16 protein-coding genes are annotated in these 21,342 nt (G+C 65.5%); 4 read left to right on the forward strand and 12 right to left on the reverse strand.

Annotated elements, in window-relative coordinates; genetic code table 11:
- Window positions 1–18 precede the first annotated feature (18 nt).
- From CXQ88_RS01880 to cpaB, 3 genes are all read left to right on the forward strand, one after another.
- Complete coding sequence (locus CXQ88_RS01880) at window positions 19–639, forward strand: 5-formyltetrahydrofolate cyclo-ligase (protein WP_258061649.1); 621 nt, start codon at window positions 19–21, stop codon at window positions 637–639.
- Window positions 640–755: 116 nt separating this feature from the next.
- On the forward strand, window positions 756–1,028 hold the full coding sequence (locus CXQ88_RS01885; RefSeq protein WP_104042465.1) for an FmdB family zinc ribbon protein: 273 nt from the start codon (window positions 756–758) through the stop codon (window positions 1,026–1,028).
- A 91-nt stretch (window positions 1,029–1,119) separates the two neighbouring features.
- The gene (cpaB, locus tag CXQ88_RS01890; RefSeq protein ID WP_104042466.1) at window positions 1,120–1,845 is read left to right on the forward strand and encodes a Flp pilus assembly protein CpaB; all 726 of its coding nucleotides are present in this window, start codon (window positions 1,120–1,122) and stop codon (window positions 1,843–1,845) included.
- Window positions 1,846–1,878: 33 nt separating this feature from the next.
- Here cpaB and CXQ88_RS01895 read toward each other — a convergent pair whose 3' ends face one another.
- From CXQ88_RS01895 to CXQ88_RS01925, 7 genes are all read right to left on the reverse strand, one after another.
- The gene (locus CXQ88_RS01895; RefSeq protein WP_104042467.1) at window positions 1,879–6,000 is read right to left on the reverse strand and encodes an AAA family ATPase; all 4,122 of its coding nucleotides are present in this window, start codon (window positions 5,998–6,000) and stop codon (window positions 1,879–1,881) included.
- A gap of 131 nt (window positions 6,001–6,131) precedes the next feature.
- The gene (gene guaA, locus CXQ88_RS01900; protein WP_104042468.1) at window positions 6,132–7,721 is read right to left on the reverse strand and encodes a glutamine-hydrolyzing GMP synthase; all 1,590 of its coding nucleotides are present in this window, start codon (window positions 7,719–7,721) and stop codon (window positions 6,132–6,134) included.
- Window positions 7,722–7,807: 86 nt separating this feature from the next.
- Entirely contained in the window at window positions 7,808–8,350 is a 543-nt protein-coding gene (locus tag CXQ88_RS01905; protein WP_258061650.1) for a DUF3817 domain-containing protein, read from the reverse strand.
- A complete protein-coding gene (locus CXQ88_RS01910) occupies window positions 8,347–9,204 on the reverse strand; it encodes an SURF1 family protein (protein ID WP_104042469.1) in 858 nt (285 codons plus the stop codon). Before CXQ88_RS01910 ends, CXQ88_RS01905 begins: the two co-directional genes overlap by 4 nt.
- A gap of 117 nt (window positions 9,205–9,321) precedes the next feature.
- The gene (locus tag CXQ88_RS01915) at window positions 9,322–9,810 is read right to left on the reverse strand and encodes a PTS sugar transporter subunit IIA (RefSeq protein ID WP_104042470.1); all 489 of its coding nucleotides are present in this window, start codon (window positions 9,808–9,810) and stop codon (window positions 9,322–9,324) included.
- A 41-nt stretch (window positions 9,811–9,851) separates the two neighbouring features.
- Complete coding sequence (locus CXQ88_RS01920; RefSeq protein WP_104042471.1) at window positions 9,852–11,591, reverse strand: glycerol-3-phosphate dehydrogenase/oxidase; 1,740 nt, start codon at window positions 11,589–11,591, stop codon at window positions 9,852–9,854.
- Window positions 11,592–11,694: 103 nt separating this feature from the next.
- The gene (locus CXQ88_RS01925; protein ID WP_104042472.1) at window positions 11,695–12,831 is read right to left on the reverse strand and encodes a GuaB3 family IMP dehydrogenase-related protein; all 1,137 of its coding nucleotides are present in this window, start codon (window positions 12,829–12,831) and stop codon (window positions 11,695–11,697) included.
- 49 nt (window positions 12,832–12,880) lie between these two features.
- Here CXQ88_RS01925 and CXQ88_RS01930 point away from each other — a divergent pair, with 49 nt between their 5' ends.
- The gene (locus tag CXQ88_RS01930; protein ID WP_104042473.1) at window positions 12,881–13,486 is read left to right on the forward strand and encodes a hypothetical protein; all 606 of its coding nucleotides are present in this window, start codon (window positions 12,881–12,883) and stop codon (window positions 13,484–13,486) included.
- Here the strand turns inward: CXQ88_RS01930 and CXQ88_RS01935 are convergent.
- The 5 genes from CXQ88_RS01935 to CXQ88_RS01955 all read right to left on the reverse strand — a co-directional run bounded on the left by CXQ88_RS01935 (window position 13,483) and on the right by CXQ88_RS01955 (window position 21,181).
- Window positions 13,483–15,342 carry an ABC transporter ATP-binding protein gene (locus CXQ88_RS01935; RefSeq protein WP_104042474.1) on the reverse strand — a complete coding sequence of 620 codons (1,860 nt, stop codon included), beginning with the start codon at window positions 15,340–15,342 and terminating at the stop codon, window positions 13,483–13,485. The two genes, CXQ88_RS01930 and CXQ88_RS01935, sit on opposite strands and share 4 nt — an antisense overlap.
- Window positions 15,343–15,380: 38 nt before the next feature.
- Window positions 15,381–15,788 carry a hypothetical protein gene (locus CXQ88_RS01940; protein WP_258061651.1) on the reverse strand — a complete coding sequence of 136 codons (408 nt, stop codon included), beginning with the start codon at window positions 15,786–15,788 and terminating at the stop codon, window positions 15,381–15,383.
- Between the two features lie 91 nt (window positions 15,789–15,879).
- Complete coding sequence (locus tag CXQ88_RS01945; RefSeq protein ID WP_104042476.1) at window positions 15,880–17,238, reverse strand: hypothetical protein; 1,359 nt, start codon at window positions 17,236–17,238, stop codon at window positions 15,880–15,882.
- 91 nt (window positions 17,239–17,329) lie between these two features.
- Window positions 17,330–18,841, reverse strand: a complete 1,512-nt coding sequence (gene guaB, locus CXQ88_RS01950; RefSeq protein WP_104042477.1) for an IMP dehydrogenase — start codon at window positions 18,839–18,841, stop codon at window positions 17,330–17,332.
- Window positions 18,842–19,102: 261 nt separating this feature from the next.
- Complete coding sequence (locus CXQ88_RS01955; protein WP_104042478.1) at window positions 19,103–21,181, reverse strand: acyltransferase family protein; 2,079 nt, start codon at window positions 21,179–21,181, stop codon at window positions 19,103–19,105.
- Between the last annotated feature and the right edge of the window lie 161 nt (window positions 21,182–21,342).

Genomic DNA, 21,342 nt, shown 5'->3' on the forward strand with positions numbered 1-21,342 from the left:
CCGATGGAGGAATACACCGTGCTTGAGGACGCCAGGGCGACCAAGACCAGAATCCGCACCGCCCACCGCCTGCGGCGGGCAGCCCTGACCCAGCAGCAGCTGGAGGCGGCTGGGTCGGGAATCGCGCGCCACGGCGCTGACTGGGCGGCATCCATGACCGGCGGTGCTCCTGCCACGTTCTGCGTCTACTTCGGGGTCGGCGTCGAACCGCCCACCCTTCCGCTGATCAACGCACTCCACAACAACGGCCACCGGGTCCTGCTCCCGGTGTGCGAACCCGGGCGGGAACTGGCGTGGGTCTTCTGGAACCCGGACGCCGGCTTTGAGCAGAGCCGATACGCGCCGATCCTGGAACCCCAGGGCGACCGGCACGGACCCGATGTGGCAGGAACCGCCGCCGCCCTTTTCATCCCGGCTACCGCCGTCGACCTTGCAGGCAACAGGGTTGGGCAGGGCGGCGGGTACTACGACAAGTTCCTGGGTCATCTCGCTACGGCGGGGAAGAATATTCCGCTGGCCGCCGTTATCTATGACGAAGAGCTGCTCCCCGCCGGGGACATCCCCGAGGAGGAGTTCGACCGCCCCGTCCCTGCCGTCCTGGCGCCTTCCGGACTCCGGCTGCTCGACGGCCACCGCTGAAGCCACAGTCCGATGCTGCGGGGATGATAGAATTAGCACTCAGGCCCTGCGACTGCTAACGGTAACTCCGTCCACGCAGCACGGGACCTCTCGTTTGCCCAAGAGGAGGAGCACTAGTGCCAACGTACGCATACGCCTGCAAGGATTGCGGCCATGCCTTCGACATCGTCCAGTCGTTTTCGGACAGCACTTTGACCTCGTGCCCCGAGTGCCAGGGGACACTGCGCAAGAAGTTCAACAGCGTGGGTGTCGTCTTCAAGGGATCCGGTTTCTACCGCACCGATTCCCGGGACTCCAAGGGAAGCACCGTCTCGCCGGCCCCGGCGGCTGCAACGCCCGCTCCGGCTGCGGCATCAGCCGCGTCCGCTCCGGCCGCTGCAGCCAGCTAAGCAGGGGTGTCCGACGCCGGCCCATCCGGCTTGTCCACATAGCGCACCGTGCGCCTGTTGCGGGTATTCCCCGCAGCCATAGCGTAGGCGCATGCCTGCAAACCTTTTACGCCCCGGCCGGGCTGCCTCCCGTTACCCGCGCACCCCTCGCCGTCCCGGCAGGTCCAGCAGCAGATCCACGGCGGTCCGGTTCAGCGGGTGGCTGAGCCGAAACCGGCGGCTCGCCGTGGCGCTGCTGCTCTGCGTGGCGGCTTCAATCACCGTGCATCAGCTCACTCCCGCGCCCGTCCACACGGTCACTGCCCTGGCCGCCGCAAAGGATCTGCCCGCCGGCTCAGCGATGAAGGCATCGGACCTGGCCTATGTGCAGGTGCCGCCGGCCATGATGGCCGCAGGTTTCCTGGACGAAGAGAGCGAGTTAGCCGGTAAACAGCTGGCCGCCCCGCTGCGCAGGGGGCAGTTGCTGACGGACGCCCAACTGCTCGGTCCCGGACTCCTGGCAGGCACCCCGCCGGGCTCGGCCGCCGTGCCCCTTCGAATGGCTGATCCGTCCTCCATCCAGCTCGTCTCGCCCGGGCAGCTTGTGAACGTGGTGCTGACGGCGGGCAACGGCTTCGACCAACAGGCACCGTCCGAAGTCCTGGCAACAGCCGTGCCGGTATTGTGGACCTCCGGCAAGGGCGGCGGGAGCGGGCAGTGGCTGGGCACAGCTGAGACGGACGGGCTTATAGTTGTGGCGGCCAGCTCCGAGCAGGCAGCCCGGCTGGCCGGTGCTTCCACCCAGGGCAAACTGTTCTTTGTTCTTGTTGGCCCCTAGCCCACCCTGAACTCAGGGCCAACCCCAAACCCGTCAGCCCCAGTGCGGCGGCTTCTGTTCCTTCAGCCAGGCGTCATGGTCATCGTCGGCATCGCCCCAGCGCTTCGGGTCATCTTCCGAGGCCTTCGTAGGCAGAATGCCTTGCGTCTCGCCCTGCCCCTGACCCTTGCCCTGCTCCTGGCCCTGTTCATCTTCGGGGGCCGGATCCACGGGGACGGACTGACCGTCCTCAGAGCCGTTTCTGTTTTCTTCAGGGGCCACGGGGACCGCCTCCTTGCTGTCCAAGTCTTTGTCCTGCGGCCGACGGCGCGCCTGCTCGCCGGCATCGATACCATTGAGCGCCTGGTCCACGTCGTCGTCAAGGAAGCCCGTTGAGGTTGACGTCCGGCCGGGAAGCACCACCCGCTCAAGGCCCAGGTAGCCGGCAATACGGTCGGCGCAGGCTGAAGGATCAGTAAACACCTCAATGGTCCACAGCGGCATGTACCGCCACCCCAACCGCTCCAGCAACTGCGGCCGCAACCGGCTCCGCTCACGCACGCTCATGGTGCGGTACTGCTCGGTGCCGTCGGACTCGATGGCCACAGGCCACGGCAGGTCGGTTTCGTCCCGGCCCATGGTGCTCAGCGGATCCGCGGCCGCCACCACATCAATTGCGCCGTCATACTGGTGCCAGACCCGGGCGCCTCGTGCCCGGAGCCGGTCCCCCAGGTCAGCGACCAGTGGATCGGCACCGAGTGCCTGTTCGCTGGCAGCGGCACGGGAAGCGGGAGTCCCCAGATCCGTGTTTCCCGCAATTTCACGGTCCAACAGTGAGTAGAGGTCCACCGCCCCGTGCGTCAGCCGGGTGTGGTCCAGGTCTTCAGGCCGGAAGCAGGTCAGCACGTGTATAGACCGGCGGGCCCGGGTCATGGCCAGGGCGAATTTCTCCCGTCCCCCTTCAGCAGAGAGCGGACCGAAGTTATGCAGGGCGCGGCCGTGCGGGGTACGTCCGAAGCCCGGCGAGAAAATGACGTGGTCGCGCACCAGGCCCTGGGCCCGTTCCAGGTCAACGACCCGGAAGGACTCGGGTCCGGCGCCAAAGAACCCTGCAAGGCCCGGGTGGTTGGGCAGCTGGAGCCGGATCGACTCACCAATTCGTGCAGCATGCCGGAGGCTGGCTGTGACCACGGCAAGTGATGTGCGGGGGCGGGTGCGGGCGTGTTCGAAGACCAACTGCACCACCCGGTTGACCTCAGCCACCACCGACTCGACGCCTTCGTGGTCCGCACTCGGAAGGCCGGTGCCGTCAGGCAGGTACTCCACCACCAGGGACCGGTCCAGGCCGGTAGCGGACTGGCCCTCCGGAAGGCGGCGGAGGGCGCCGTCGTAAAAGTTCTTGCTGAGCTGGAGGACCAGGTCCTCGTCCACCGCGCGGTAAACGAAGTTCAACCGCCACACGGGGAGCACTGCCGAAAGCGCTTTGAACGCGCTCTCCACCCGCTGGTGTGCCGTTTCGCCTGCTGCCAGCCGCTCCACGCCCACAGTAAACGTCCGGGGGCTGGCGATCATGGCGTCGCCGAAGGCAATAACCTGGCGGGCGCGGGCAATGGACGGCAGCACGGCCTGGAGCGATGTCGCTTCGGAGTCGAGGATGACCACGGCATCGAAGCGCTGTTCCGCGGGCAGCAGCCCGGTCATCAGGTAGGGACTGACGGACCAGACCGGAACGAGGGTACCGATCAGGTCGGGAGCCTGTGCAGTCAGCGCGGGCAGGGACACCCTGCCGTCTTTGAGCAGGCTCCGCATGAGGTCTGCCTGCCGGGGGTGGGCTGCGATGCCGGCCCGCCACCGCTCGGCCAGATCCCAGCGGAGCCGTGCTGCACCGCTGGCGATGTGCGCGTTGTCCGCCAGCCGGAATTCGGCCTCGAGCTGCCGCAGGGCGTCACCGTCGGACATGGCGAGGTAGTCGTCCCCGCTGATCATCGCTTCCAGCGCCGACTGCCACCACGCGAGTTCAAGTTCGGCAGCGACTGAACCGGCCGGAACCTCGCGTTCGGCCAGATCGGCCAGAAGCTCCCCCAGCCCGTGCTCACGCATGTTCTCCACCAGGAGGGTCCGCTCCGGCAGCGTTTTGAGGGTGTCGCTGTCGGCCACCAGCCGCTCAAGCCGTTCCATCAGCTCTTCATAACGGACAGTGGACAGCGCGCCGCCCGCTTCCGTGTGCCGGAGGGCCTCTCCCAGCTGGCTGAGTTCGCGGTCCAGGGCGCGGTATATCACGTTGATTTCCGCCAGCCCGGAAGGCACTGCAGGGTGGCGCTGCGTGGTGGCATAGCCCGCCCACAAAGCACGCTGTTCCTGGACCAGGACCAGGGAGCTGTGGAGATCGGCAATGTGGACGCCGGGCCGGACGTATTCCTTGGCCACCCTGCGCAGCCGCGAACGCTGCATTGCGGTCAGCTCGATGCCGCGCTCACGTCGCCAGGCTGAGGGCGCGGTGGCAGAAATGAGGTCGGTGACGGGCCTGTCAAAGATGTCGGGGGTGAACTTGTCCAGGCTTCCGCGCACGGCTACCAGGAGCTCGAGCTGTTCGCCCCATTCGGCGAAGGTGGCGCCCCGCCGGATTTCCGCGTGCTCCGCCACTGCGTTCATCCGTTCCCGCAAGGCGGGAAGGCTCTTCTCAACGGATTGCACCAGGTCCTGGGCTTCCTCCGTCTCCTTGCGGGTGAGGAGGCGCGCGCCATGCCAGGGGCTGGTGGTGGACGCCTTGCTGAAGCTGCCCAGCTCGGCGGCACGCCGGAGCCTGCCGGCAAGCTCATCCCGGTCCCGGATGCTGTCAAGGACACTGCGCTTCAACCGGACGGTAGTGGCAGGTGCGGGATGGATCGACGTCAGCTCAGCGAGCGACTGCATGGCCTGGTAGGGCGAGCAGCCCCAGCGCTGGCGGACGTTGTGCAGTGATGCCACGTGATCCATCAGGGCGTGGCGGTGCTCCGTCAGGGTGTCGTGCAGGTTCCCGAGCTGGGGTTCCAGGGATTTCTCATTCCGGACGATCGCCCGGACCAGCTGACCCTTCAGCTGCTGCGGAGTAATGTTTCCGGACAGCTGGAAAAGGATAGACTCCAGGCCCAGGCTTTCGAGCTGGCCGGAGACCTCGTTAAGGCTGGCGCGGCGGTCGCCTACCACCAGGACCGTCTTCCCGGCGTCCACCAGTGCACCGATGGTGTTGATGGCAGTCTGGGTCTGGCCGGTACCCGGCGGGCTGCTGACCACAAGGGAATCCCCGGCACGGGCCGCGTCGATGACGTACTGCTGGTCGATGTCCGCGTCCAGCAGGAGCATTTCGTCCCGGGGGTGCCGGCTGTCCAGCGACGCGAAACGGGACGGGTCCGGCTCGTCGAAGTCCACCACTTCGCCGCCTGCCGCGGTGGCCAGAGCGGACACAAAAGGGTTTGAGTCATTGATCCACGGATCGTCCAGGTTCCCGGAAAGGTCGGCGAAGGTGGAAACCAGCAGGTTGTGCTGTGCCTCGGCACCGTGGATGGGCCGGATAAGTGTTGCCAGCTTGTCCAGGACAGGCTGGGGATCGAAGCGGGCGGTGCTGTAGGCGAGCCGGGCGACGGCATTGACGTCGAAGACAATCCCGTGGGTGTTCTTCAGGTGCCGCACCAGGGCCGGGTTGATGTGCGCCTGCTCAGTCAGCTGCAGTTCGTAGTCGTCCTCCCCCGGACGGACAGTGAGCGAAATCGCCGTGAGCATGACCGGAGCCGAAATGCGCTGCGGCTTGCCGCCCACCGCAGAAGTCCATACCACCGTGCCTGCAGAGAAGTAGCCGGCATCGATGCCGCGGTCGTTGGCAAGCTCGAAGATCTTTGACCGGATGTTGCGGGAAGCCCTGGCCGCAACCACATACTGCTGACGGTCCCGGATCAGAGTCGAAAGCCGGGTCTTGCGCCCGGCCATGAGCTGGGCGAGGCCTGACGGGTGGGCGTGCGTCAGATCGATGGACCCTTCGGGGGTCTTGGTGAAGCGCAGCATCGTATCCGCCCCGGTGACGGGTTTGAGCCCGGACAGCCATTTACGGAGCTCCTCGGAGCCTTCCGGGTGGCCTTGACCAACTGACACTTCTGCCTTCTTTTCTGCGTTTGCACGTGACGCCCTGGACCATACCGGCATAGATTCGAGCGTAGCCGCTTCCATGCCCGGACTGAGAGACCGCAACACTGGAGCAGGCTAAATTGCGGAGGTTTTCGCTGAGGAAACAGCAGTGGCCGGCCTCCTTCACCGGAGGCCGGCCACTCATGACGCTATTCCCACTCGATGGTTCCCGGCGGTTTGCTGGTGACATCGAGCACTACGCGGTTAACACCCTCCACCTCGTTGGTGATGCGGTTCGAGATCCTGGCGAGGAGCTCGTACGGCAGGCGAGACCAGTCCGCGGTCATGGCGTCTTCCGAGGAGACGGGACGGAGCACGATGGGGTGGCCGTACGTGCGGCCGTCACCCATGACGCCCACGCTGCGTACGTCGGCGAGCAGGACCACGGGCATCTGCCAGACCTCGTTGTCCAACCCGGCGGCAGTGAGCTCTGCACGGGCAATGGCGTCGGCTTTGCGCAGCAGATCCAGCCGTTCCTTGGTGACATCACCGACGATGCGGATCCCAAGCCCCGGTCCGGGGAAGGGCTGGCGGCCCACAATTTCCTGCGGCAGTCCCAGCTGGGCACCGACCGCGCGGACCTCGTCCTTGAACAGGGCACGCAGGGGCTCCACGAGTTCGAACTGCAGGTCCTCGGGCAGGCCGCCCACATTGTGGTGGCTCTTGATGTTCGCGGCACCTTCGCCGCCGCCGGATTCGACGACGTCAGGGTACAGCGTGCCCTGGACCAGGAACTTGATCTTCTCGCCATGGGCGGCTGCCTCGGCGATGATGGCAAGTTCTGCCTCTTCGAAGGCACGAATGAATTCGCGGCCTATGATCTTGCGCTTGGTTTCAGGATCGCTGACGCCGGCAAGGGCGGACAGGAACCGTTCCTGCTCGTTGGCGACGTAGAGCTTCACGCCCGTGGCGGCGACAAAGTCGCGTTCCACCTGTTCCGCTTCGCCTTCACGCAGCAGTCCGTGGTCCACAAAGACACAGGTGAGCTGGTCGCCGACCGCACGCTGGACGAGGGCGGCTGCGACGGCGGAGTCAACGCCGCCGGACAGGCCGCAGATGACCCGGGCGTCGCCGATCTGCTTGCGGATGCGCTCCACCTGCTCCTCGAGGATGTTGCCGGTGGTCCAGTTCGGTTCCAGCCGGGCGCCCTTGAAGAGGAAGTTTTCCAGGACTTGCTGGCCGTAGGCGGAGTGCTTGACCTCAGGGTGCCACTGGACTCCGAACAGGCCCTTTTCCTCGTTGGCGAAGGCAGCTACTTCAGCACCCGCCGTCGTCGCAAGGACTTCAAAGCCGTCCGGGGCCTCGTGGACGGAGTCGCCGTGGCTCATCCAGGTGTTCTGGTGCTGAGGCATGCCCTCCAGTACCGACCGGCCCTCACCGAGAATGGTGGTTTCCGTGGAGCCGTACTCCCGCAGCCCGGTCTTGTCCACCTTGCCGCCCAGGGCGTTGGCCATCGCCTGGAAGCCGTAGCAGATTCCAAAAACGGGAACGCCGGCTTCGAAAAGGTCGGGACCGACACTTGGGGCGCCGTCAGCGTAGACGCTTGAGGGGCCGCCGGAAAGGATGATGGCGGCGGGGTTCTTGGCCAGGAGCTGCTCGGTTGTGTAGGTATGCGGAACCACTTCCGAATACACATTCGCTTCCCGGACGCGGCGGGCAATCAGCTGCGCGTACTGGGCACCGTAGTCAACAACCAGCACCGGCTTCTGGGAAGTCTGGGATGCAGTGGGAGTAGTCACCGTACTAGCCTACTGGCCGCCGTTGCACCGGCGCACCTTGAGAAGCTGCCCTGTGACGGAGCGAACTCCCACGTTTACAGCGGCTGCTAGTACCTCTGCGGCGCCTGGGGGTTGGCCGCAAGCTCTGCCTCTACCTCGGCATGGAACTTCTTCTCCACGATGAAGGACAGGAACGGAATGACTCCGCCCAGCGCCAGCAGGACCATCTTCAGGAACGGCCAGCGCATGAGGGACCAGAGCCGGAAGTTCGACATCAGGTAAACCACGTACATCCAGCCGTGCACAATGAGGACCGTGACGGACAGGTTGACTCCCCCAAGCACCCCCGGCGGTTCCGCATCCGCGAAACCAAAGCCGAACGGCTGGCCGGTTACGGCGTTGGTGCCGCCGGCAAAGAGGTACTGCCCGAATCCGTACCGCGCGATCAGTTCGGCGCACAGCAGCAGCAGCATAGCGCCGGTGAGGTAGGCCAGCACCTTATAGAACTTCAGGGCCGAGCGGATCTGCGCCTCGGTGCCGCCGAAGCGGCGCTTCTTGCCGGACGCCTTGCCGGCAGTGTTGCTGCCTGCGCTGGTGCCTGTGTTAGTGCCTCCGGCCGCGGCGGGGTTGGCGGGTTTCGGATCAATCATGGCTGTACCTTTTGCTGGTTCTGTGGAGGTTGCTGGTTCTGTTCGGGGAGCAACGGGTTGACGTCATCGTCATCGTCAAGGCTTTCCTCAAGATCCCGGTGGTAGTCGTCCTTGACCAGCCGCCACCAGATGAAGAGGGCAAAGCCGGCGAAGACAACCCATTCAAGGGAGTAGAAGAGGTTGAGCCAGTTGATCTGCTGGGCGGGCGGCTGCGGGCCGATCTGCAGGGGAAGGAGGTCCCCCGGCACTGCCGCGGGGCTGACGTCCGCGCCATCGGCAATTTCCGCGGTGGCGGCAACAAAGCCCGGATAGCTGCTGACTTCCCAGTAATTGATCAACTCGGCCACCGAAACAGCCGTGGCCTCGCCGGCCGCGGCTGCCGTCCCTGCCACCGGAGCTTCGGACGGCAGCAGCCGTCCGGTCAGTTCAACAGTGCCCGACGGCGGCGCTGGAGCATCTGCGGGATCTGCCACCCATCCGCGGGCAACCGGAATCCACGTCTGGGGCGACGCGGCGACGCCGCTGAGGGTAGGGGCGCCGGTGACCGCGAAGGCCGAGACCACCCAGTAACCGGTCTTGCCGCCGTGCAGGCGGCCCGGCACCAGGACCTGCTTGGCCGGGTCATAGGTCCCTTGCGCGCTCACCATCTGATCGGCGTCGGTCCCGTGGAAAAAGTCCCCGGGCTCCAGTGTTTCGGTCAGGGGCTGCACCTGCTCGGTGGCCGGGTTGACCGGCACTTCCGGTTGGGTGGAGCGTCCGAATTGCCATTGGCTGAGCAGCACGAACACCCCGGAAATAGCGATCGCGAAGATGAAGCCTGCGATCCATCGGGGTTTGAGGGCTGTTTTCCACACGTCTTAACCGTACTTCGTCCCGCTGTAGAACAACTAAACGCCGAGGCCCGGGACGGTCCCTTCCAGCGGCAGGACCCGCGGCGGAACCATACGGGAGCGGGCCCCGTAACCCGGGGTTCAGTGGTCGAAAAACACCAGGCTGGAATTGATGAGCTCTGCGATCACTTCGGCGTCGTAGGCGCGGCGCAGCGATTCGCGGAAGGACTCCTTGGACAATGAGCGGGCCAGGGTGGCCAGGACCTCGAGGTGGTCCGAGAAGGAACTGGCAGGGGTGGCGATCAGCAGGATCACCGTGGCCGGACCGTCCGCGGCACCGAAGTCCAGCGCGTGGCCGTATTTGGCAATGCCGACAGCTATGGAGGTGCGGGACACGAACTCGCTGCGGGCATGGGGCAGGCCGATTCCGCCTGGCAGCCCGGTTGCCAGCTGGTGCTCGCGCGCATTGACGTGCTTGAGGAATCCGGGCAGGTCCGATACCCGTCCGGCGGCGAAGAGCCGTTCCGCGAGCTGGGTGGCGGCGTCTGCCTTGTTGGATGCTTCAAGCTCCAGGATCACCATCTCGGGCGTGGTGAGGCCGGCGTCGTACCGGTCAAGTGGTTCCGCCAAGGCGTATCCCTTCGGTCAGCAATGCTGGTGCGGCGGGCCCCTCAGCGCAAGGGCACGATATCTTCCACACCCAGGCGGGCGGCGTCTGCGGATTCGTCGTCCGGCTGTTGCTGGCTGAGGCGCTCCGCCTCCACCCGTGCAATGTAGTGCCTGACCTCATTTTCACGTTGGGCGTCGCTCCAGCCAAGGACGTCACCCATCAGTTTAGCGACTACGGGCACAGCAGACACACCACGGTCCCAGGCCTCGATGGATATCCTGGTCCGCCGGGTCAGGGCGTCGTTGACATGGCGGGCACCCTCGTGGCTTGCCGCGTACACGGCTTCCGCCTGCAGGTAGTCATCGGCGCCGGGGATCGGCTCGGCCAGGGCAGGGTTGTCTGCGATGATGGCGAGCACCTCGGGCGTCAGGGACCCGTACCGGTTGAGCAGATGCTCGATCCGGGCCACATGGACGCCTGATTCCTCCGCCGTGCGGTTCCTTCGGTTCCAGGCAGCCTTGTAGCCGCTTGCCCCCAGGAGCGGGATGGTTTCCGTGCAGCTGGGCGGTACCCGCTCATCCATGGTGCGGGTGGCCTCGTCCACGGCGTCCTTGGCCATAACCCTGTACGTGGTCCACTTTCCGCCGGCCACCACCACCAGGCCGGGGACGGGGTGTGCCACCACGTGTTCCCGCGACAGCTTGGCGGTGGAGTCGTTTTCCCCGGCCAGCAGCGGACGCAGGCCGGCATATACGCCTTCCACGTCTTCCCGGGTGAGCGGGCGCTTCAGGACCTTGTTGACGTGTTCAAGGATGTAGTCGATGTCCTTGCTGGACGCGGCCGGATGGGCCTTGTCCAGGTGCCAATCGGTGTCCGTGGTGCCGATAATCCAGTGCCGGCCCCAGGGAATGACAAACAACACCGACTTTTCGGTGCGCAGGATCAGGCCGACAGTGGACTGGAACCGGTCGCGCGGAACCACCAGGTGGATTCCCTTGGAGGCGCGGACCTTCAGCTGCCCGCGGTCGGTGACCATCGCCTGGGTTTCATCCGTCCAGACTCCGGTGGCGTTGATGACCTGCTTGGCCCGGATGTTGAATCGCGTCCCGTCCTCGTGGTTGACCACCTTGGCCCCCACCACGCGTTCGCCTTCGCGCAGGAAGTCCACCACAGCCATCTGGTTTACAGCATGGGCGCCGTAGTAGGCAGCTGTCCGGATGAGGTTGGCGCAGTATTTCGCGTCGTCCACCTGGCCGTCGTAGTACCGGATGGAGCCCACAAAGGCATCATGCTTCAGGCTCGGTGCGGCACGGAGTGTACCCCGCCTGCTGAGGTGTTTATGGAACGGCACTCCCCTGCTGTGGCCGCTGGAGACGGACATGGCGTCGTACAGTGCAATGCCGGCGCCCACGTAGGGGCGCTCGAAAAAGGGTTTCGTCAGCGGATACAGGAACGGCACCGGCCGGGCCAAATGCGGCGCCAATTCGGAGAGCAGCAGCCCGCGCTCCTGCAACGCCTCCTTGACCAGGCCAAAGTCGAGCATCTCCAGGTAGCGCAGGCCGCCGTGGATGAGTTTTGAGGACCTGGAGGATGTGCCGGCAGCCCAGTCGCTCGCCTCGACAATCCCTACGTCCAGTCCACGGGTGACGGCGTCAAGGGCCGCACCCGTACCCACGATGCCGCCGCCGACGATCAGGATGTCCAGTTCCTGGCCCGGCTCAGCGGTTGCACGCAGCCGCTGGATTGCTGCTTCCCTGGCTGCGGGGCCCAGGGCCCCACCGTTAGCAGGAACACTCTTCATCGAACGCCTCCAGTGCCACTAGTCCCGGTAGTGAGACCACCCTACTTCGTTGCGGCACGCTTGGGCAGGGCGGCAGGGAGCCGTTCAGCCCTGCCCCCGCGGGTCAGTTCCCCGAGTAGGGGGAAACCACGACGTCGACCCGCTGGAATTCCTTCAGGTCCGAATAGCCGGTGGTCGCCATGGAGCGGCGGAGCGCGCCGATGAGGTTGGAGGTTCCGTTGGTGTGGTGGCCTGGTCCGAAGAGGACTTCCTCGAGCGGACCAACGGTACCGACGTTGGCACGGTCACCGCGGGGCAGTTCCAGGTGGTGGGCTTCCTGGCCCCAATGCCAGCCCTTGCCGGGTGCCTCTTCGGCCCGGGCGAGGGCGCTGCCCAGCATCACGGCGTCGGCGCCCATGGCGATGGCCTTGACGATGTCGCCCGAGCTGCCCATGCCGCCGTCGGCAATGACATGGACGTAGCGGCCGCCCGACTCGTCCATGTAGTCACGGCGGGCGGCGGCGACGTCGGAAATTGCCGACGCCATCGGCGAGTGGATGCCCAGGGCACGGCGGGTGGTGGTGGTGGCGCCGCCGCCGAAGCCCACGAGCACACCGGCAGCACCGGTGCGCATCAGGTGCAGCGCGGGCGTATAGCCTGCTGCGCCGCCCACGATCACGGGGACGTCCAGTTCGTAGATGAACTGTTTAAGGTTCAGCGGCTCGTGGTCCCTGGAGACGTGCTCGGCGGAGACGGTGGTGCCGCGGATCACAAAGATGTCGACGCCGGCGGCCACCACGGTCTTGTAGTGTTCCTGCGTGCGCTGCGGGGTGAGTGAACCGGCCACGGTCACGCCGGCGGCGCGCATCTCCGCGAGGCGGGAGGTGATCAGTCCGGGCTGGATGGGGGCCTTGTACAGCTCCTGCATCCGCCCCGTCACGGCCGGGCTGTTGGTCTCGTCTTCCAGCGCGCCGATTTCGTCAAGGACGGGCTGCGGGTCCTCGTACCGGGTCCAGAGGCCCTCGAGGTCCAGGACGCCGAGGCCGCCCAGCTTGCCGAGCGCGATAGCCGTCGCCGGAGACATGGCCGAATCCATGGGGGCGGCGATGACGGGCATGCTGAACTGGTAGGCGTCGATCTGCCAGGAGACGGAGACGTCCTTGGGGTCGCGGGTACGACGGTTGGGGACAATCGCAATGTCATCCAGGGAGTAGGCACGACGCCCACGCTTGCCACGGCCGATCTCGATCTCGTAAGTCACTGCTCTAGGTTATCCCAGCAGCAGTACTGTCTTTGGCTACAGTGGCCTGATGGGCAGACGTTGGATCTTTGACGGGCACATCGCCGGGATTGGCACCGCGTCCGGCCTGAGCGCCGTGGTGGGCTTGTGGCAGCACTCACCCTTCGGGATCTTCGCCGACGTTATGGTCCAGCAGCCTTCCGGGCACAGAATACTGTTGGCGCCCACCGGGGAGGTGGCCGACTTCATCTCCAGCACCTACAGCTTCGACGAGGTCCGGGTGGTGGAGGTAAACACCACCCTGGCCAGTGGTCTTTTGACGGTGGACGCCGGCTCCCTGGCTGTCCGCGCCCGGCTCGGCGGGAGGACGATCCTGGGCAGCGCGCTGCGGGCAGTGCCCCGGCCCCTCGCCGTCCACCCTCGCTGGCTCCGGACTATCAGCCCGGTTGCCGCCGTTCTCAGCGGCGGGTCGCGCACCTCGGGAACCGCCGGGAGCGGCCGGCACGAGTATTACGGGGTGAGTGACCTTCACAGCATCAGCTCCGCCGTCGTCAGCTGGGACGGCGTGGACGCCGGGGCGCTGGCACCCATCGTTCCGGCGGTGCAGTTCGGTTTCAGCAGCGTTCCGCCGCAGCCTGGCCTTGCCCGCGTCCGCACCACTGTGGTGGAGGCCTAGGGTCCTGTTGGTTCCTCTACGCTCAACTGCGACTCAAACATCCTGAAGTAGCGGCCCCGCAGCGCCACGAGTTCGTTATGCGTGCCCTGTTCCACGATTTGCCCGTCTTCCAGCATGTACACGATGTCCGCCTTCTCGATGGTGGCGAGCCGGTGGCTGATGGCGATGATGGTGCTGCTGCGGTCCGCGAAGAGGCGGGTGAAGATGCGGTGTTCGGCGAGGGCATCAATGGCGGACGTGGGCTCGTCCATCACCATAAACGAGGCGTCCCGGTAGAAGTTGCGGGCCATTGCCAACCTCTGCCATTGGCCGCCCGAGAGCCCGCTGCCCTTGCGGCCCCGGGGGTCCTCCATCCAGTTGCTGACGTGGTTGTCCAGTCCGTTGGGCAGCTTGTTGATGAAGTCCAGCGCCTCGGCGTCTGCGGCGGCCCGCCGGATGCGGTCATCGTCCCGGGGCGAGTCGACGTCGCCGAAGTAGATGTTCTCGGCAGCCGTGGCGAACTCGTACTTAAGGAACTCCTGGCTCAGCACCGCGAGGTGGCGGTGCCAGGAGGTCACGTCGACGGCGGCGAGGTCCACGCCGTCGAGCATTACCTGCCCGGAGTCCGGACGGTAAAGGCCGGCCAGAATCCGGATCAGGGTGGACTTTCCGGCGCCGTTCTCGCCCACGATGGCGATGTGCTGGCCTTCCCGGATGGTCATGCTGATTCCGCGGATCACCTCGATATCACTGCCCGTGTAGGTGAAACGGATGTCCTTCAGCTCCACGGTTTTTGGGGTCTCCAGCAGCGGGGGCGCGTGCTCGGAATGGACCGGCAGCGCCATGAACACTTCGTAGTCCTTGAGGTTGGCCAGGTCCTCATCGATGGAGCTGAGGGAGGACACCAGGCTGTTGGCCGTGGACAGTGCCCGGCTCACGATCTGCTGGACGTACAGGAACTGGCCCACGGGCTGTGCGCGGGCGATGATCTGCCCCACCACCCAGATCAGCGAGACGACCTCTGCGCCGTACTGCAGGGCGTCAGCGGCGAGCTGCTTGGGGATGTAGCGGCGCTGGAAATCAAGACGGCGGCGCTCGTCCGCGTCGCGGAGGCGGGACCGGAAGTCCATCAGGAAGCCCACAATGCCGTAGAGCCGCATCTCGGCGATGTGCTGCGGCCGGAGCAGGTTTTGTTCGATCATCCGGCGCTGCCGCCGGGAATCCACCTGCGTGTTCCAGTGGGCAATTTGCTCTCGGGACAGCTTGAACTGCAGGTAGACGCTGGGCACGATGGCCACCAGGACAATCACAGCGATCCACCAGCTGACCAGCAGCAGCGCGCCCACGGCGAGGATGACCGAAACGAGCTGGGTGAAGATCGCGGCGATCCTGTCCAGCACCCGGGCGTAGGAGTCGGAGAACCTTTTGGCTCGGTCGTACAGGTCTACGGTTTCCTTGTCGTCGTAACGCCAGAACTCGAGGGCAAGGAACCGCTCGTACATCTGGTCGCCAACGATGGCTCCCACCTTGAAGCTCATCAGCTGCTGGATGTACCGGTCCACGCTGTTGAACGCGCCCCAGAAGAGGCCCAAAGCAGCGGTGATGACGACGTAGACAATTGCCAGCTGCCCGGCACCGGCATCGCCCGAATAGGCAGCGGCCAGCGCGGTGGTGGTGAGCGCGGCGAAGTATGTGGTGACCAGCGGAAGCACGGCCGAGATCAGCGAGCCGAGCACTTTCATGACCACCGCCCCAGGGGAGGCCCGGAAACTGACGCGCAGTACCTGGGCTACGGCGCGGGCGTACGGGCGAAGGGCCAGCCGCCGCGAGGGTTCCCGCTGTGGGGCCAGTTCCGCCGGATGGCGTGATGGGGGCATGGAATCAGCCTAGTGCCGCGCACCGGGCAAGGCGGGTGTCAGTACTCCTCGCCGTACTCGTACTCCGGGAAGTCGAAGCAGGCACTGTAGCCGGACACCCTGAGAGTCTCGGGTGATTCCCGGAAGGACACCAGCAGGTGGGTACCGTCACTGTGCAGCAGGTCAATTCTCCGCTTCCCGCCGGCGGTTTTGCCGTCATCCACTGTCCAGCCGTCTTTGGCGGACATCGATTCCAGGACCTCGTCCAGGAACACATCACGGTCGACTCCCGGGGCAACCTCCGCCTCGGCGTCGCCGGTCCACTTTCGTTGCTCCCCGGAGCAGGGCATCAGCGGCGAGGTGTCGTGGGCGAATCTGGACAGCACCTTCTCCTGAGGCAGCAGGCCCAAAATCTCCTGCTCAGTGGCCATGACTTTCTCTTTGGCTGATTCCAGGCTGATGTCCATGTTTTTTCCATTTCCGGCCTGCCCGCACGAGGCCACCATTGCTAGCAGTGCTGTTGCTCCGGCAAGTGGCCAGGCAGGAGCATACCTGGACTTACCGGCCACTGATTTTCTCTTCGATGTCATCAAGGGCTTTCTCGTTTTCGGGAACTGTCTTGGCAATCAGGGAGTGATTGTCGATGCTGTACATCTCGGCGGGCCTGAGACCGCCCGGCGGAGCATAGATGTGCTTTTCAAAAGCGGGCTCCCGCATGGGGTAGTTCTCGCCGACCAGCCCGTTGACCTCAGCCGTGAGCAGGATATCGGGATAGGTGTAGCTGGCGTAGTCGGTTCCAGGGGTGGGCGTCCAGCCCGGCGGCATGGCGGCACCGGAGAGCGCGAGGACCTTGCTGTAGGACGCCCCCTCCATTTCGGAGCCCGTCAGGTTCCGCGCTCCCCAGCTGTGCCCTATGCCAACTGTCTGGGCCTGGGGCGGCAGTTCCAGGCTCACCGCCTTCTGGAAGGCCGCAAGGACAGGTGCCGATGCAGCGACGAATTCGTCGTTTTTGGCCTCGATCAGGAAAGCCTCCACGGGACCGCCGTCGGGAAACTCGGACCCCTTGTAGACGAAGGCCGCCGTGCCCCCGGACGTGTCGGCCTTGACCAAGTGGCCTGGAATGGCCTGCGGGCCGCGGCCATCGTAGAACGACGCCTCATTGCTCAGGGTTCCGGGAACGTAGGTGATGACCGTCGTTGTGTTCTCGTCATAGGTACCGATGAGCTCAACGATGGACTGATTGCCGGGATCATACGCCGCGAGCTGCACTTTGCCGTCCACAACCTTTTGCAGGTAACCGATCCCCTCCTGGCGCTCACGCCACTCCTCATGTTCGGCAGCGAAGCGCGCGGGATAGCTTGAGTCAAGGATCCAATAATTCAGCTGGGGCTCGGGGTCGTTGTTCTTCAGCCAGTCAATCCGGTCCTGCGCATTGTGCCGGTTGGCCTCGATCCGTGCTTCGAACGGGATTCCGTTGGTGTTTCCCGCCAACCCCGGGTAGTTGCGGATAAACGCCTGCTGCTGGTCGCTCGTCAACCCGAGCCACCAGGTTTTTGCTTCAGCCGGGGAGATCCCTTCAAGGTCCTCGGGCTGGGGCGCCGGGGACCGGACCGTGCCAGGCAGGGGCGGCATTGCTGACGCACTGCCTGCCGTGCTTGCTGACTGTTGTTCATCAGCATGCCGCAACAGGTCCTGAGCGGTCTGTTGCAGGAGTGTGGCGGCTGCCCCCAGCGACCGGCTATGGACCGATTTCCATTCTTGCCGGAACACCTCCGCGTCCGGACCCGGCCAAGGCGTGCCGGCCACACCGCCGTTCAAAGCCAGCCGCTGGGCATCCAGCTTTCGCCCCGCCGTCCGCATGGTGTTTGCCAGCTGCCGCAGTTGCTCAACATCGGCTCCGTAAAATCCGCCGCTCAACCGTCCCCCAAATGCCGATATTTTATCCATCGAATGTACTTCACGGCCGAAAAAGAAGGGATGGGCAGTAGTGCCCATCCCTTCCGAGTGATCAGCGGGATCCGTAGTTCGGCGCCTCGACGGTCATCTGGATGTCATGCGGGTGCGATTCCTTCAGCCCGGCCGGGGTGATGCGGACAAACTTGCCCCGCGCCTTGAGGTCGGGGACGGTGGGGGCACCGGTGTAGAACATGGTCTGGCGCAGGCCGCCCACCAGCTGGTAGGCCACGGAAGCCAGCGGGCCGCGGTAGGCGACGCGGCCTTCAATGCCCTCGGGGATGAGCTTGTCGTCGCCGGAGACGTCCGCCTGGAAGTAGCGGTCCTTGGAGTAGGACGTGTTCTTGCCACGGGACTGCATGGCGCCCAGGGAGCCCATGCCGCGGTAGGACTTGAACTGCTTGCCGTTGACGAAGATCAGCTCGCCCGGTGACTCATCGCAGCCTGCCAGGAGGGAGCCCAGCATCACGGTATCTGCACCGGCCACCAGGGCCTTGCCGATGTCGCCGGAGTACTGCAGGCCGCCGTCGGCGATCAGCGGAACGCCCGCCGGGATGGCTGCCTTGGCGGATTCGTAGATGGCAGTGATCTGCGGGACGCCCACACCGGCCACCACGCGGGTGGTGCAGATGGAACCCGGTCCCACGCCCACCTTGATGCCGTCGGCGCCGGCGTCGATCAGGGCCTGGGCGCCTTCACGGGTGGCAGCCTGGCCGCCGATGACGTCAACGTGCGCCGCCACCGGATCAGACTTGAGGCGGCGGATCATATCCAGCACACCCTGCGAGTGGCCGTTCGCGGTGTCCACGAACAGGGCGTCGACGCCGGCATCCACCAGTGCCATGGCGCGCTCCCAGCCGTCCCCGAAGAAGCCGATGGCAGCGCCTACGCGAAGGCGGCCTTCGTCGTCCTTGGTGGCCAGCGGGTACTGCTCCGCCTTGGTGAAGTCCTTGGTAGTGATCAGGCCCTTCAGCCGGCCCTGCTCGTCCACGAGCGGCAGCTTTTCGATCTTGTTCGTGGCCAGCTTGTGCGAGGCCTCCTCGCGGCTGATGCCGACGTGCCCGGTGACCAGGGGCATCTTGGTCATGACGTCGCTGACAAGCCGCAGCGGGAAGTCGGCCTCGGGCACAAAGCGGGTGTCGCGGTTGGTGACGATGCCCAACAGGCGGTTGTCCTCGTCCACCACCGGCAGGCCGGACACGCGGTACTGGGCGCAGAGGTCATCCAGTTCGCGCAGGGTTGCCTCGGGCCGGATGGTCAGCGGATTGGTGATCATCCCGGATTCGCTGCGCTTGACGCGGTCCACCTGGTCCGCCTGGTCGGCGATGGACAGGTTGCGGTGAACCACGCCCAGGCCGCCCTGGCGGGCCATGGCGATCGCCATCCGGGACTCGGTCACGGTGTCCATGGCCGCGGACAGCAGGGGCGTCTGCACGGTGATTCGCTTGGAAATCCGGGAGGACGTATCCGCTTCCGAAGGGATGACCTCGGTGTGGCCAGGCAGGAGCAGGACGTCGTCGTAGGTCAGGCCGATGAAGCCAAAGGGATTGTGTTCGGGCTCGGTCATGAGTGCGCCTCTTACCTTGGTTGCTGTGCGGGTAGGGGTTGCAGCCGATGACCAGCCCGTCATTACGGGACTGGCCTGTGCAGAAGGGACCGCCAGGTTGTCGGCGCTCCGGGTCAGAAAGTGTTGAGTAAATATTAGAACCTCGGGGCCAATCCCCCTATTCCATGCAGGCAATGTGAGCAACCGCACGCGCCCCGCCTGCTCCCTGGCCTCGCAAGTCCGCCCGGCCTCCCTGCGGGCGTGCGCCGGGCAACCGGGCCGTCAGCTCCACCCTGTGGCGGCGAGGAGGCGCTGCTCGAACATCGGGACCATGCTTTCCACGTAGGTGCGCGTGAGGTGGTTGTCGTCCTTGTAGACGTAGACATTCCCCACGACACCGGGGCAGACTCCGCGCGCACAGATGAAGTCACTCATATCCATCAGGTGCAGCCCCTGAACCTGGCCCGCATAGCTTTCCAGCGGAGAGGGGCTTGCCAGCGACTTTTCAAGGGACACGCTGCACTCCGGCGCGTCCGGGCCGTTCCGCTGGATGCACTCAGGCATGTTGAACGTGAAGCGGGGGTTGTCCCGGATGCCAATGATCTCGATCCCGGCGTCCGCAAAAGACCGGACACCCTCAAGGTAGCCGGGGACTTCGGTCTCGAAGGGGGCTTCTTCATGGGTCAGTGACGCCACCGTGAACACTGCATCGGGCTGATGTTCCAGGACGTAGGCGGCGCTGGCCTGGTTGTAGGCGTTGCACTCCGCGCTCCTTTCCGCCGACTCGGCCCCGAAGCGGCACGCCGGCATCAGCAGCGTCACCAGTTCCCAGCCCCGCGCAGCCGCAATCGGCGCCAGCGCACCCAGGTACTGCTGGGAGTGGGAGTCGCCCAGGACCACAATGCGTTTGGTGGTTTCCCCTTCAGGGACCGCCTGCCGGCATCCCTCAAGGATGGGGTTGCTGGTGGCGTTGGCACCGGTGCAGGGAGCATGGATACCGGCCCAGTCGTGGTCCAGCGCGGCCGGCCCCGGAATGATTTTGGCCTCAGGAACCGGCACCGGCGCGTTCTTCGGGGTGAGCGCTGCCGCCCCTGGCGTGAGCTCGCGCGGCTGGGCCGCCGTCGCGCTTTCCTCTGCAGTGAGGGTGGTCTGCCAGACGGCGACGGGACCGGCGAGGACGGTGCCGCAGGCAACAATGACGACGGCGGTGCGCCAGGCGCGGCGTTTGGGCCAGTGCCAGTCGCGGAGCGGCTTTTCCACGAAGCGCGTGGTGAGGACAGCGAGCACGACCGCTGCGCCGACGATCCCCAGTCCCTGGGACAGGTTGGGTGCCTCCACGCCGGTGGCTGCGAGCGCGAGCACCAGGACGGGCCAGTGCCACAGGTACAGCGCATATGAATTGTCGCCGAGCGCTACCAGTGGCTTGCTGCTCAGGAACCGGTCAACGCCGCAGCGGCTGCCGGTTTGTCCCCCGACAATGATTGCAGCCGCCGCGAGGGTGGGCCACAGCGCGACGTACCCGGGAAAGGACCGGTCCACGGTCAGCAGCAGGCCGCAGGAAACCATGGCGACCAGTCCTGTCCAGCCCAGCACTACCCGCAGCACCCGGGCGGGTTTGAGGTAAGGCAACGCAAGGGCCAGGAGGGATCCCAGCGCAAACTCCCAGAGCCGGGCCCTGGTGTCGAAGTAGGCGTACGCCTGGTTGGTTGCGGTTTGCTCCACGGAGTAGGCGAGGGAAAAGGCGAAGACCGCACCGAAGACCAGCGCCAGCACTCCCCGGTAGTTCACCCTGCTGAGTGCGGGGACGCGGCGCAGCAGCGCCAACAGTGCAGCGCTGCCGGCGAAGATCACCGGCCACAGGATGAACACCTGGCCTTGGATGGAGAGCGACCAGAAGTGCTGGAGCGGGCTGGCTCCAGCATGGTCCTGGGCGTAGTAGTCAACGGCTGTCTCGGCGAGCAGCCAGTTCTGGCTGTAGAGCAGCGATGCCCACGCCTGATCCAGCACCTCCGGCCAGCGGCTCTGCGGCAGGATCAGCCGCGTCCCGGCAAGGACGCCAAGAATGACCACGACGGCGGCGGGCAGCAGCCGCTTGAACAGATGCAGCCAGTGCGCCAGGAGCCCGAAGGGACGCCCTGTTTCTGCTTTCCGGACAAAGGACAGCGTGAGCAGGAACGCCGAAATCAGCAGGAAGATATCCACGCCGCCGGACACCCGGCCCAGCCACACATGGTAAGCAACCACCATCAGCACGGCGAGGGCGCGGAGCCCCTGCACCTCGGGCCGGAAGGTTGGTTTCCGGCCCTTGGTATCGGCTCCGGAGAGCGTTCCGGTTGCTGGCTCTGTTCTCGCTATCGACACAAAAAGACCTCACGGTCGCATGGGCAAAACATCAATTCTACCCATTTGGGGTGTTTTCCCTGCAAGGTAACGCGAATCACGGCCTGCAACGGAGAGGGCGGCGGAGGCCGCGGCGTGAAGGAATTCCTGACCCAGGAAGAACGGTCCTGGCGTATCAAGCG

This window comes from Arthrobacter sp. ZGTC412, from assembly GCF_002929215.1.
Lineage (GTDB): Bacteria > Actinomycetota > Actinomycetes > Actinomycetales > Micrococcaceae > Arthrobacter.

Excerpts from the sequence above, each read along its gene's own strand:
- cpaB (WP_104042466.1), top strand. The coding sequence starts at position 1,120 with ATGCCTGCAAACCTTTTACGCCCCGGCCGGGCTGCCTCCCGTTACCCG.
- CXQ88_RS01895 (WP_104042467.1), bottom strand. The coding sequence starts at position 6,000 with ATGCCGGTATGGTCCAGGGCGTCACGTGCAAACGCAGAAAAGAAGGCA.
- CXQ88_RS01905 (WP_258061650.1), bottom strand. The coding sequence starts at position 8,350 with ATGATTGATCCGAAACCCGCCAACCCCGCCGCGGCCGGAGGCACTAAC.
- CXQ88_RS01920 (WP_104042471.1), bottom strand. The coding sequence starts at position 11,591 with ATGAAGAGTGTTCCTGCTAACGGTGGGGCCCTGGGCCCCGCAGCCAGG.
- CXQ88_RS01930 (WP_104042473.1), top strand. The coding sequence starts at position 12,881 with ATGGGCAGACGTTGGATCTTTGACGGGCACATCGCCGGGATTGGCACC.
- CXQ88_RS01935 (WP_104042474.1), bottom strand. The coding sequence starts at position 15,342 with ATGCCCCCATCACGCCATCCGGCGGAACTGGCCCCACAGCGGGAACCC.
- CXQ88_RS01940 (WP_258061651.1), bottom strand. The coding sequence starts at position 15,788 with ATGGACATCAGCCTGGAATCAGCCAAAGAGAAAGTCATGGCCACTGAG.
- guaB (WP_104042477.1), bottom strand. The coding sequence starts at position 18,841 with ATGACCGAGCCCGAACACAATCCCTTTGGCTTCATCGGCCTGACCTAC.